Origin of the sequence: Phaeobacter sp. JH20_34, assembly GCF_048056095.1 — a bacterium.
Taxonomy (GTDB): Bacteria; Pseudomonadota; Alphaproteobacteria; order Rhodobacterales; family Rhodobacteraceae; genus Phaeobacter; species Phaeobacter bryozoorum.
Genome location: NZ_JAYMWT010000023.1, coordinates 245,063 through 257,277 on the forward strand (window position 1 = coordinate 245,063; position 12,215 = coordinate 257,277).

The window sequence follows — 12,215 nt, forward strand, 5'->3', positions numbered from 1 at the left end:
TGACACCTCAACAGGCCAGAAGAAAGCAAGTTGAGGTTGAGTATGAGAATCGATTTTTTGAGCGAAGCATGCGCCGGGCGCATAGCGGCTGAAAACCATATTAAGGATGTTTACTGGAACACCTACCGCGCCAAAATCGCCGAGTTTGCCCCCCTCCTGGTTGTTGCTCAGCGCCTTGACGGTGAAATTCTGTGTGCGGCCGGTATTCGGACCGCGCGTGACGGCTTCTTCTCAGATGCCTATTTGCATTCCGATTTTTCAACGGCCTTGCACGGGATCGCCCGTATAGATGTACCCCCAGAGCAGATCATGGAAGTCGTCTCGCTTGCTTCCACGACACCGTTTCCGGTTTTGCCGATGTTGGACCGAATGATTGAGTGGGGCCGCGAGAATGGCATGACCTGCGGCGTGTTTACGGCAACCTCCCCGCTGCGCCGACTGCTGCGCAGAACCGGGCTTAGATATACGGAACTGGCGTCCGCACAGGCCTCCCAGGTAGCAAACCCACAAGATTGGGGAAGCTATTACCAAACGGACCCAAGGGTGTGCGCCTTCAGCGAAGTGTTGGCCCGGCCCGTGATCTTGTCTCCGCGTGCCCGTGCCGCGCAGATCGCGGCGGAGGCCTCGTAATGAAACAAGTCTTTGATGCACTGCGTCACCACGCGACCACGCGCCCGACTGACATCGCCTTCGAAGACGACGCGGGCCATATCAGCTGGCAAGACCTCGCCGCACGTGTCGAACATCTGGCCCGTGAACTCGACAGTGTCGACGGTGTCGTGGCTGTAGGCTTGGCAGGCGGTATTGACTATGTCGTGGCCGATCTGGCGCTGACGCTTTGTGCCAAGCGACAGGTTCCTTTGCCGTTCTTTTTCAGCACCACCCAAAATGCACATGTGTTGATGGATGCCAAGGTTAGTGCAGTCATCACAAACGCCCCCGAACTGTTCGCCGCGCTGCCACATCTCAAGATGGTGAGTGCTGCGATGATCCCGTCAAAAAGGATCGCTCTGCGCCCTTATGTCGGTGGCGCTGAGCGGATCATTTACACCTCCGGCTCTTCTGGAACACCCAAGGGGGTCGTCCTTGGAGATCGCCAGCTGAACGCCTCCATAACGGCGCTGAGCAATGTCATCAAAGCGGATGCCGCGGATACGCATTTCTCTGTTCTGCCGCTGGCCCAGCTGCTGGAGCAAATCTGCGGTATCTTTCTCCCCATCGTGGCCGGTGCAAAAACCGTGTTCCGGTTCGAGGCAACCAAGGCGCTCTTTGGTGCCCCGATTGATCCTTTGGTGGAAGCTTTCGAGCATGTCCGTCCCACAACCAGCCTCTTGGCCCCAGCCATTCTAAGCCGGTGGGTCGCCGCATTAGGCCGGCGACGCGCCCCGGACAGCCTGCGTTTTGTTGCGGTCGGAGGGGCGTCCAGCGCACCATCATTGATCTACAAAGCCATTGCCGCAGGCATCCCGATTTATGAAGGCTACGGGTTATCGGAATGTTGCGCTGTCGTGGCGATGAACCGGCCGGGCGACAATTGCCCCGGAACGGTCGGGCCAGTGCTGGAAGGGGTGCAGGTCACTCTGGACGCTGGCGAAATTGTTGTGTCTGGCCCCACGGTCATGTCCGGTTATCTGAATGACGCGGGCGCGCCGGATGTCTGGCGCACCGGGGATATGGGGCATTTTGACAATGACCGGCTGGTCATTGACGGGCGCAAGGATGCGCTGTTGGTGACCGGTGCAGGGCGCAATATCTCGCCTGAATGGGTTGAACAGCGTGTCAACGCGGACCCGTACATCGTAAGCTCCGCGCTTGGGTTGCGCCAATCTGATGGCGCGTTGGTGCTGATCGTGGTGGCAGCCACTCCTGTTGAGCTCGCCCAGATCGAAAGCCACCTCACAGACCTGCCGTCCTATGCTTACCCCAATGACGTCATCCTAACCGATCCGTCAGAGCCGGGGCTGCTTTTCCCGGTCGGAACCCCCAACCGCACCATTGCTGCGGAAATCATCAATTCCCGGCCTGCCGTCCCGTTGGCAGCTCCTGCAAAAAGGATTGCATCATGACACACTTAAAAACCGTTCTCATCACGGGCGCCGGGAGCGGCATCGGTCGCGCCCTAGCGGTGGAGGCTGCATCTAAAGGGTTCACCCTGATCCTTGCAGGGCGCACGCAGGCCACGCTTGAGCAGACCAAATCGGAGTGCAACAGCACCGACGTGCGCTGTATCGTGGCAGACGTCACCACGGCGGACGGGCGCGCGGCGATTGTGGAAACCGTGGGCGAGACGCTGGACATTCTCATCAACAACGCGGGCGTGATCAGCGTGGGGCATATCAGCGACATGTCCGATACAGATCTTGAGCAGATGACGACGACCAATCTGGTTGCTCCCATGGCGCTGACACGTGATCTGCTGCCAGCTTTGCGCCGCTCAAAAGGGCGCATTGCCAATATCGGGTCGGTCTTTGGAGATATCGCCTACCCTTTCTTCGCCGGATACTCTGCTACCAAATTCGGGTTGCGCGGGTTCTCGGATGCGCTGCGACGCGAATTGTCGGGCGCAAGCGTTGGCGTGACATATATCGCGCCACGCGCAACCCGCACTCCCGCCGAAAGCACCTTTGGAGCTTTGGTTGGGCCGATGGACATGACGCTGGATACAGCCGAGGCGGTCGCAACGCAGGCGTGGAAAGCCATCCTGAAAGGCAAGCGCGAGAGTTTCCCCAAAGGCCCTGAACGCTTCTTTGTCAAAGTCCAACGCTTGTTTCCGTCGCTGGTTGATAAATCGGTGGGCGCTCAGGCACGCAATCCCGAAACGCTCGCGGTTCTCAAGCCGCTGGCTTCTTCATAACTATCAAAATCTACAGGACACTTCCCATGAGCTATAATGTTATCCGCGCGACTGAGGCGGGAACGACATCTGTCACTCCGGCAATTCTGGAAGAAATCAACAGCCACCTCGCTTCTGATGGCTGGACGCTGCTGCGCGGCTTTGAGATGAACATGCCCACGTTCAGCGAGATCACCCAGAAGCTGTGCAAATCAATCACCTTCGACCCAGCCCGCGAAAATACCGACAAGAACACCCAAAAGGTTGATGCAGGGCTGGGGCCGATTGGACTGCACATCGAAAACGGTAACACGCCGGTCTGCCCCGATATTGTGGCCTTTTACAGCACCAAAGCCGCGTTTGAAGGATCCCAAACCACGATCTGCGACGGCCGCCGCGTGTTCGACGCTTTCTCAGAAGAGCAGAAGACGCGTTGGTCTCAGCGCATGACGGTCACCCGTACGTTGCCCGAGGCTTTGTGGAAACGCTACCTTGCCAATGAACACCCGGCCATCAGTGAACCAGAAGAAGTCACACATGAGCATATCCTGCAATTCAAGGCAGCCATACCGGATCAGGACTTCACCTTGAATGATGACGGATCGCTTGAATACCGCATCAAAGTATCGCCCGTCCGCGCGTCCTCGGTCTCCGGGGGGCAGGCCTTTGCGAATGCTATTCTTGGGCCGTCGCATAACTACGAGCCACCGGTCTACACCCTCGAAGATGGCAGCACGGTTTCGTCTGATGAAGTCGAAACGCTCCGCGACATTGCCGAGACTTGCACGGTGGAGATCAATTGGCAGGACGGAGATGTCGCCGTCATTGACAACACCCGCGTTATGCACGGGCGCCGCGCCATCAAGGACCAGGATCGCCAATTGTTCATTGGCATGGGAAGGCTTTGACGGGTTCTTAAAAGCGTACAGTTTGTTGATAGTTTTGGGTCGTTTCCATTGCCGGTTCGCCCAAAGCTGCGCGAGCGGTTTCAGCTGTGTGGAGGCCGGTTTCTGTTCACTGAAATTTTGCAATACGAAATACTACCGATGTCTCGGTCATGCGCTTTGCAGGCATTCCTCCACTTCGCAGCATGCGGTACTTTGGGCTCAGAGCTGACCTGCGGCGGTGCGGCAGGCGGTCTGCAGCAAGATCGCCAAGCGGTCCAGGTATCCGAAGACAACAGGCAGCCCAATTTCGACATTCGATCAAGGCGCAGCGATGCCCCCGCTGCAGGTGGGAAGGATCCCGTCAGATCTCCCAACAGCGGACCTTCAGGTCTTGCTCAGCTGACTAGGACGATGCTGCCCCGCACCAAGGTCAGCGAAGCGCAGAGAGCCGACTTTGCTAAATTTCTCCTCATTGGCTCAGTCGTGAGACACCCAAAACGAAAAGCAGACATTCAGCTCGTCAAGGATTTCAGAAGAAGTGGGCGCACTAATGGCACCTTCTGGTACGTTATTACATCGGCAGAATGCCGAAGATGTGGCGGGTGTGGCGGTTTGGAGGACACGTCATGTCACATCTCAATCTTCCGGCCATCCGTGCGAAACGCATCCCTTGGAACAAAGGCCGCATCATCGGTCAGAAGCGCCCGTTGCTGCCCAAACATGTCTGGGCCATCCGGGTGCGTCTGGAACTTGCGGGCAAGCTGCGCGACCTCGCGCTCTTTAATATAGCCATCGACAGCAAACTGAGGGGTTGCGACCTGGTGCGCCTGCGCGTTGCCGATGTCTATTCTGCCGGACAGGTGAAGGAGCGCGCCTCAATCCTGCAAAGCAAAACCAATCAGCCCGTGCGGTTTGAGATCACTGAAGGCACGCGGGCTTCGCTTAAAGCATGGCTCGATGCGCTGGACAAATGGCGCGCCGAGTTCCTTTGGCCTGGGCGCCTTCATGACCGGCCTCACATTGGCACGCGCCAATACGCGCGGCTGGTCCATGAATGGGTTGCTTCAATCGGTCTTGAACCAAGCGCCTATGGCACCCATTCGATGCGGCGCACCAAGGTGGCGCAAATCTATCGCAAGACCGGAAACTTGCGCGCGGTTCAGCTGCTGCTTGGCCACACAAAGATGGACAGTACGGTGCGCTACCTTGGGGTCGACCTGGAGGATGCGCTGACGATCTCGGAAGGGGTAGAGATCTGACCCTGCGACTATCTTGAGCGAGGCTGCCTGCACGAGACTGAGAAAGCCACCATCAAAAAGCACAGGCCGAAAGTTGAGTAAGCGTGGACGTTCGGCCTTGGCTCCGCTTATTCTCTCGGAGAACAGACGCTATGCCCCCGCCGCCGTCAGCGCGTCGGGGGCATAGCGTCAAGATTTTGGTCTGTAGTTGAAACGCGAGCATATCCGATGATCATGCCCTATCATGACAAAAACCGCTCCTATACCCCAAACGTTTTGTCATAGGTTTTTGGAACGGCTAACACCTTGATCACTCGTGCAGAGATTGAGCGTGACAAAAACGACCGTTTGAGTATATGAAAACCCCAAATAAGCAGTGAAGTACATTTTAGGCACATGTACCGTCAAAAACCATCATCGAAAGGAAGCATTACATTGAAATGTAAAGGCATACTAGCTGCGGTAATATTGGCTTCCAGCACTTTTCCTGCGTTTGCTGACTGTACCACCAATGAAAAAGTAGAAGCCCTCCGAGAACTTAAGACCAGTTTTCTCACAGGAGAATATGATGCCTTTTTCACTGCATCTGATCCCACTGAGGCAATACCCGATAATGTAGAGCACGATACAAAAGTACAACTCATTCAATACATTGGGGTGCCCGTAAAATGCGTGGATATGGTTAGAAAACGATATTCTAAAAACTTTGAAACCTTGGTTGCAGTATTTTTAGGCAGTGACAACCAAATGGTATTCCTTTTCTTTTCAGTACTCAAAGTCGATGATGAACATCAGATACTTGGAGTGCAGCTATCTACGGACTATAGTGAAATATTTCAATATGTGAGGTAATATGGCAGATATTACATTAGGATGGGGTCAATCTTTCGCCAAAGTGAATGGGGAAAGTGTGGGTGCGCGCTTAGGGTCAGGACTCATAGCCAGTAAATGACGATTGCGGCGAGGGCGATGGCTGAAAGGAAGACTTTCGGACATCTATCGTAGCGGGTTGCCACCCGCCGCCAATCCTTCAATCTGCCGAACATGATCTCAATCCGGTTGCGCCGTTTGTAGCGACGCTTGTCGTATTTGATGGTTTTCTTCCGTTGTTTCCGGCCAGGGATGCAGGCGCGTATCCCTTTGTCTTTCAACGCTTCTCGGAACCAATCGGCGTCATAGCCACGATCTCCAAGTAGCCAGTCCACCTTGGGCAAACTGCTCATCAATGCACGGGCACCGATGTAATCGCTGACCTGTCCTGCGGTCACGAACAAGTTCAGCGGGCGTCCTTGGCTGTCGCAGATGGCGTGCAGCTTGGTGTTCATGCCGCTCTTGGTCCGGCCAATCAGGCGTCCACGCCCCCCTTTTTGACGCCCAGACTGGTCGCTGTGCGGTGTGCCTTCAGGTACGTGGCGTCGATCATCACAGTATTCTTTTCGCCGTGCGCGGCCGCCAGACCCGCCATCATCCGGGCAAAGATACCTTTGTCGCTCCACCGCTTCCAACGGTTGTACAGCGTCTTGTGCGGCCCGTATTCCGTGTGTGCGTCGCGCCACCGCAAGCCATTGCGATTGATAAAGATAATCCCACTCAACACACGCCGATCATCGACTCGGGGTTTGCCGTGTGACGTGGGGAAGAAGGGCTCAAGACGCGCCATCTGCGCATCGGTCAGCCAGAAGAGATCAGACATGTTCACCGCTCGTTTTTCAAACCGTGAATCACGCTGCATCCCGGAAATCAATGGGTCCTGACCCTAACCTGCTTGCGTGGCAATCCGTCGCAGATTGAAGCTTCCAGAAAGCAGACACAGGATGACACCGATGCTCCCCTATGTCTCCACATGTTCAAATTTGAAACGACTTGGACGCGGTAGCCAGCTGAAAATCTACATCCAATCGGATAGGTTCGGAAGGCACGCTAGCCGCAAAATCCATTCCGCTGGCGGCAAGTAGCTGCAATTGCTTTTTTGGGCTATCGTCAAGACCCTCAAACCAGTTTGGATTGTAGAAGACATTTTCCATGTGCTTCGCCGCGAGCTGCAGGCAAGCCGAAGCTTGTTGATCGGCAGGTAATGCTCTGATCTGATCCGCTATGACCTTTCCAGGCGCGCCATCTATATCCCGCCAAGAAATACAGATCATCGCGTGTGTGTCTCCGGCGAATGAAGAGACCATAACCTGCTCAAGTAGCTCGTCAGCATATCCCACCTGAAGCTCACTGCCGTAGAAGTCAGAAAAAGGTGACCAAGCGCCTGCAAACATGAAAGGCAGAGGGGCCGCGAACTCCAAGATAAGTGAGCTGATGACATCAGGCTGGTCACTGACCAACGCAGCCCTCAGCGTGTCATGTGTAGCCTTCAACTCACGCCGCGCAGCCTCATTCCCAAGGTTCATGACGTCGAGCACCTTCTGAAACATGAATTGCTCAAAAAGCTGCAAACCTTTGTCGGCCCCGCGCAAAGTTTCTCGCAAATGAGCCCCAGCATCTTTCCCGTATAGCTCTCGGCTCATCGTGCGGTAAGCGACAGCAAGACATTGGTCTGGTCGACCAGTGAAAGGCTCATTCTCAATACAAGAGAAAAGCTCTCGGTCGTGTTTTCTGCAGAAGCCGTGGAAAACCGACGCGTCCTTGATGCCAATTTTTTTGATCGAGAGTTTGCCACCGTTTTTGTTCATTTCCGGAATGCTTGCAGTGTAGTGAAGCACATGACCGTTTTCAGCTATTCTCGCCAAGTTTGGCCCACGCGAAACGGTATGGGCTTTGATCACACCACCTTCGCAAGGACCGAGACCTACACCATCCGCACAGCATTTCTTCTGTGTGAAGGCCTTTCGGTTTTGGTCGACTGCGGCCCACGGGTTTTCTTTAGGTTGGGCGTCACGGTCTAGGTGGCACTTCTTGTACTTTTTACCGGAGCCGCACCAACAGGAGCTATTTCGATTTCTGCCCTTCATCGGCTGTCTTTCTTACCAGATTTCTTCGGAGCTACGCCCAGCACAACTTGGCCCTGCTCGGGAGGCTCGCTTTCGGTTGACCGCCAACGGGTAAAATCTGGCTCAACCCAAACTTTGGCTTCGCGGCGTTCTAATTCCACCCAATCGGCTCTGTGGTAGAGCCGGAGCACAATGCATACCGTTGCATTCACTAAACGAAAGCGAGAGGTGTGAACCGGATAATCTATTCCTTCCGGAAGTGGGCTAGTGAAGCTCGCACAAAGGCCTTGCATTGATTTGTCAGCAAACGTGAGTCCGTGACGCGCATGCGCAAACCGGTTGCGGATTTTCCTGATTAGTTCAATCTCGGACTTTTCGTAGTCGTCAATCAACCCAAGCGCATGGCAAAGATTGACACGAGCAGACAATGTCCCGACAGGTGCAGAGGCTCCTTTCAGAAGTTTGTCGGATGATCCATTTTCGACAAAAAAACTTGAGAGTGTCCTTAATAACAGATCATCAATCAGAGCTGCCGCTACGAGCGGCAAGCCACGATCAGTTTCCTTTTGCATGTCCGCCATGAATGTAGCTAGGTCTTCTGCCGTTGATAGCATCACTAATGCAATCCTTGTTATGAATTAAGTATCTTCTACCTGTACGGTACTCGATCACAGTGGCACCATCAGCAAAAAAATATTCGAAAGATAGAGCTTACAACGGCCTGTCGATCTCGTTTCAGGTTTCCCGAATGGCCGCATTTTGTATCACCGCGCCCGATGGAGGATGCCATTGTCCAGTAATGCCAGACTGTTCGCAGGTGGTGCTATCTGCGCTGAGCTGCCCCCGGTGCAACCCGCAGCATCCCGAGAAGCTGCTTGGTCCTGCCGAGAGTCCGCTTTCGGGAAAAATGACCATGGAATTTCGCACCCGCAGCATCTTCGGCACGGCACCACTTGTCTATGACCGCTTAGGGCTGGCTGGCGACATCGGGCCGGTTCGACCTGGTGCGGATTTGCTGCCTCCCCTGCTGCCGTATCGCCGCGGGTCGCTTCGAGCCTTCACTACGGAAAGGCTCTCATGCTGCGACTGCGCTGGTCTAGCATCGTAACCGCCTACCGATCAGATCAAATGACCAGATCCGACGGAGGCGCATTCTACCCCAGACTGCTTGGAATGCAGAAAAAAGAGACTAAAAGATGTGGCCGCATTGCTAGGCGATAAATTTGAGAACACCGATCGCAGTAATCAACAACATACTCATAGCGATGGAGAGGCCGGCAGCTCGATACCAGACCACGTCCTCCGCAATCGGGGTTTCGTCCCAAACGATCCCAGCTACAACCATACCAAATCCCAGTAGTAGTGCGGCCCCCCACGCCAGTATGTTCGGTCGGAGTTCATCAACCTGCCATACCAGCGCAGAGGGCAGTGTTGCGGCCACGATTATTGCAAGTCTGATAATCATGTGTTTCAACCACACCGCTGCTTTCATGCGCTACTCTGAGGGTGCATAAGTATAACGCACGACATCAACCTAAGGTAATGCGTATAAATAAAGCGTAAACGGCACAGCTTAGCAGGCCAAGCAGCCAAGATATGCTACCGCCTCTTTCGATAACCGAATAGAGCCCGGTCACAAGCTAAAATCTCGGGATCTTCCCCCTAGGGCGAGCATTCAAGACGAGTACAGAGCCTTGCATCCTAAGACTTTGTTTTGACGTCACGGGGTTCATCGACGCCTAGATAATTCACAGCAACGGCCTAGCAGGTTATGCCGATCTGAAGTCCGCTTCGGGCTGCCTGCTGTCTTCGGATACCTGGACGGCTTGGCGATCTTGCTGCAGACCGCCTGCCGCACCGCCGCAGGTCAGCTCGGAGCCCTCAGCCGTCATTGCCCTGGCAGCGACCCTTCGCTGGCGCAGCACGTCATTCAAGCCCCAAAGCGGCCCCAGGCCTGGCGACCAGCCTGGTGGGCCAGCACATGCAGGTCGGGCGGGAGCGGTCATTCGCTGCATGCGCAACTCGGACAGTAGGCCTCGGCAGGAGCGGACATTTTATGATGGCCTTTGGGGATTAAGTTTCAAAGGCCGACTAAAGAAGGTTTTGCGACAGGTCCGCTCAGCCGAACTTCGACAAGACTGTTTCTAAAGATATTGAGGAGGTTTCTCCCGCGCTATCTCAAAGCGGGAAACGCGGCTCGGTTCATCCGAGCCGCGTACTGGATTGAGCACATTAGTTTTTGCGCCGGTGTTTTGTTGGGTCCACCAGACGATACTTCTGACCCTTCTGCTCTGGCGGCGGAAGAGGTTCATTGCGTGTGACCGTGCGTTCAACTCCGGTTCCACCCCCACGCGGGCCGGTGATTTCATACTGTCCAGAACGCGGCGCTTTTTGACCTGGCTTGAGAAGCTTGTCAGACATGAGACGCCTCCTGTGCTGCAGGAGGGACATTTGCAAAGCGCTTTCCGGTCGCGATTTCGCTGATGCGCCCCTGATTGAGATCAAAGTCGGCAGCGATCCGATGCTGAAAATCGCCCTTCGCAAGGCGAGCCTTGATGATCGACACCTGCTTAGGCGTCAGAGTTTTGATAGTAGCCATCCGGCATACTCCTTGGCGCTTGTTAAAACATTTGCCCTAGAGTCCCGAACCGTCTATCCCTTGCTTACCACCACAAGAGCGCTTCGGTCTCCGGAGCCACGACGAAGAGGGTGCGCCTGTATCCTTTCGACGTGTTGTGAAAGCGGGGACGCCTTGCCGGGCGCCCCCGCTAAACTCAGCAGATTGAATCCTCCATCAGCAATGGACGAACCTGTTTCGCGCCAACGAACTGCGAAAGTAGCCTGTAGTTCTGCTTCTCGTGGCGTATGCGGCCTGCGATGATGGCAGGATGAACCTTTGCTTGCCGCGAAAGGGAAATAACGTTCTGCACACTGGGGCTAGAACGCACTGGATGGCCGTCCCACAGCTCCGAGGGGATGAGTGCTTCTTGCGCCCACTCGTCAGCCTCCTGTTCGCGGATATCATCTCGTTCATGGTTCCGCTCACGAAGTTGCAGATCGTCAATGAAGACCTCCCCGTCTCCATTGTTGAAGTGTCGCCCCAAGTGGGCCAGTTCATGAAGTAAGCAGAACCAAAAATTATCCAGACGATCATATCGGATCGTCATGCCCACAACTGGAACACTATCCACTGTCCAAAGTGCTGCGCCGTCCAAATAGGTCTTTGGCAGGTGGGAGGCGACAACAAGCGCGATGCCATGCTTGGCCAGTCTTTCCTTGGCAAGCTTTGGTCCCTCGTCAAATTCACTTAAGCGGGCCAAGTCACGGAGAAAATCGAGGTCGATAGTTCCTTGTTCATAGACACCTTCCAGCCCCGCTTGCCGCGCTTTGCACAGAATGTGCAGGCACCAAGCTTGTAAAGCATGAACATCTGTTTTGGCGTTAGCTCGTGAACCTCCACCTTGGCGAAACAAGGCCTGTGGAAGCGCTTGCTGCCCTCCAACGCACGCGACCATCTTCTGCACAATTTCTTCGGTGCGATCCTTGAGGTCTGCTGTTTTCTTGATCCAGCCTAGTTTGGCCATTTGCGTCACAGGAAAACGCTCGAAATCGATCCCCGCCGGAGCGGTCGGCAGAGCGCCACCATCTCGTATCAGCACATCGGCCGGAATGCCCAAATGTTCATTCAAAGCCCGGATCATCTTGAGAGTCAGGCTTCGTTTTCCACTCAGAACTTCCGACGCCTTTGCGCGACTTCCAAAGATTGGGGCTAGGTCGCTCTGATTCATGTTGAGCTGGTGCATGCGAAACTTGATTGCTTCGATTGGATCTGGTGCGTCCATTGGAAAGTGACGATCTTCGTAGACCTCGATCAGCGTCGCTAGCACATCAAGCTCATCATCTTCTGCTTCGGAACGGTCAAGGTCCATCAGCGCTTCAACACGGGCAAGTGCGGCGGTGTAATCCTGCTCGGAATGAATTGGCCGAATATGATGCTCGTTCATAGTCATACTTCCTCCGCGTCGATTTGATCATATTCCTCGTGAGTTCCGAGGAATCGAACAAAGCCAATACCCTTCTCGTAGTCGAACCTGACAATCAGTCGATATTTGTTCCCACAAATATTGAAGACCACTCGTCCGCCCTTCAAAATGCTTGCGTTGCGATACTGCGCTTTGACCTCGGCTGGTGTTTTCCAGTTCGCGCGATGCGCTTCTGCCCACCATACATCCAGCTGCGACTTCGAGTCTGGGAAGCGTTTGGAAAAGGCAATCAACTTCGGTCGAGCAATGATTCTCATCGTTTATCTAGTCCAACGTTC

General features: G+C 54.7%; 14 protein-coding genes. 6 read left to right on the top strand and 8 right to left on the bottom strand.

The features are described 5' to 3' along the window. Positions 1–42: 42 nt before the first annotated feature. The 6 genes from VWZ81_RS19105 (at position 43) to VWZ81_RS19130 (ending at position 5,810) form a co-directional block, all read left to right on the top strand. On the top strand, positions 43–630 hold the full coding sequence (locus VWZ81_RS19105; protein WP_416543058.1) for a thermostable hemolysin: 588 nt from the start codon (positions 43–45) through the stop codon (positions 628–630). Beyond that, positions 630–2,066: an AMP-binding protein gene (locus VWZ81_RS19110; RefSeq protein WP_416543059.1), complete on the top strand. Its 1,437-nt coding sequence runs from the start codon at positions 630–632 to the stop codon at positions 2,064–2,066. The genes VWZ81_RS19105 and VWZ81_RS19110 overlap by 1 nt, the downstream gene beginning before the upstream one ends. Then, positions 2,063–2,854 carry an SDR family NAD(P)-dependent oxidoreductase gene (locus VWZ81_RS19115; RefSeq protein WP_416543060.1) on the top strand — a complete coding sequence of 264 codons (792 nt, stop codon included), beginning with the start codon at positions 2,063–2,065 and terminating at the stop codon, positions 2,852–2,854. The genes VWZ81_RS19110 and VWZ81_RS19115 overlap by 4 nt, the downstream gene beginning before the upstream one ends. 26 nt (positions 2,855–2,880) lie before the next feature. Beyond that, a complete protein-coding gene (locus VWZ81_RS19120) occupies positions 2,881–3,741 on the top strand; it encodes a TauD/TfdA family dioxygenase (RefSeq protein WP_416543061.1) in 861 nt (286 codons plus the stop codon). A 605-nt stretch (positions 3,742–4,346) separates the two neighbouring features. Next, the gene (locus tag VWZ81_RS19125; RefSeq protein ID WP_303571315.1) at positions 4,347–4,979 is read left to right on the top strand and encodes a tyrosine-type recombinase/integrase; all 633 of its coding nucleotides are present in this window, start codon (positions 4,347–4,349) and stop codon (positions 4,977–4,979) included. 414 nt (positions 4,980–5,393) lie between these two features. Next, entirely contained in the window at positions 5,394–5,810 is a 417-nt protein-coding gene (locus VWZ81_RS19130; protein ID WP_416543062.1) for a hypothetical protein, read from the top strand. Between the two features lie 83 nt (positions 5,811–5,893). On the opposite strand, the gene VWZ81_RS19135 is transcribed toward VWZ81_RS19130, so the two are convergent. The 8 genes from VWZ81_RS19135 to VWZ81_RS19170 all read right to left on the bottom strand — a co-directional run bounded on the left by VWZ81_RS19135 (position 5,894) and on the right by VWZ81_RS19170 (position 12,194). After that, positions 5,894–6,651 (bottom strand): IS5 family transposase gene (locus VWZ81_RS19135; protein ID WP_416543063.1). Its coding sequence is split into 2 segments (ribosomal slippage): positions 5,894–6,330 and positions 6,330–6,651, totalling 759 coding nucleotides; the frame shifts between segments, so codons are not numbered across the junction. Between the two features lie 154 nt (positions 6,652–6,805). Continuing rightward, positions 6,806–7,915, bottom strand: a complete 1,110-nt coding sequence (locus tag VWZ81_RS19140) for an SEC-C domain-containing protein (protein ID WP_416543064.1) — start codon at positions 7,913–7,915, stop codon at positions 6,806–6,808. Further along, positions 7,912–8,508 carry a hypothetical protein gene (locus tag VWZ81_RS19145; RefSeq protein WP_416543065.1) on the bottom strand — a complete coding sequence of 199 codons (597 nt, stop codon included), beginning with the start codon at positions 8,506–8,508 and terminating at the stop codon, positions 7,912–7,914. The genes VWZ81_RS19140 and VWZ81_RS19145 overlap by 4 nt, the downstream gene beginning before the upstream one ends. 596 nt (positions 8,509–9,104) lie before the next feature. After that, the gene (locus VWZ81_RS19150) at positions 9,105–9,386 is read right to left on the bottom strand and encodes a hypothetical protein (RefSeq protein WP_303571267.1); all 282 of its coding nucleotides are present in this window, start codon (positions 9,384–9,386) and stop codon (positions 9,105–9,107) included. A gap of 740 nt (positions 9,387–10,126) precedes the next feature. Then, complete coding sequence (locus VWZ81_RS19155) at positions 10,127–10,315, bottom strand: hypothetical protein (protein WP_078523518.1); 189 nt, start codon at positions 10,313–10,315, stop codon at positions 10,127–10,129. After that, on the bottom strand, positions 10,308–10,493 hold the full coding sequence (locus VWZ81_RS19160) for a hypothetical protein (RefSeq protein ID WP_416543066.1): 186 nt from the start codon (positions 10,491–10,493) through the stop codon (positions 10,308–10,310). The genes VWZ81_RS19155 and VWZ81_RS19160 overlap by 8 nt, the downstream gene beginning before the upstream one ends. Before the next feature lie 175 nt (positions 10,494–10,668). Then, positions 10,669–11,898, bottom strand: a complete 1,230-nt coding sequence (locus VWZ81_RS19165; protein ID WP_416543067.1) for a hypothetical protein — start codon at positions 11,896–11,898, stop codon at positions 10,669–10,671. A 2-nt stretch (positions 11,899–11,900) separates the two neighbouring features. Beyond that, positions 11,901–12,194 (bottom strand): type II toxin-antitoxin system HigB family toxin, encoded by a 294-nt coding sequence (locus VWZ81_RS19170; protein WP_140012387.1) that lies wholly within the window; start codon positions 12,192–12,194, stop codon positions 11,901–11,903. Between the last annotated feature and the right edge of the window lie 21 nt (positions 12,195–12,215).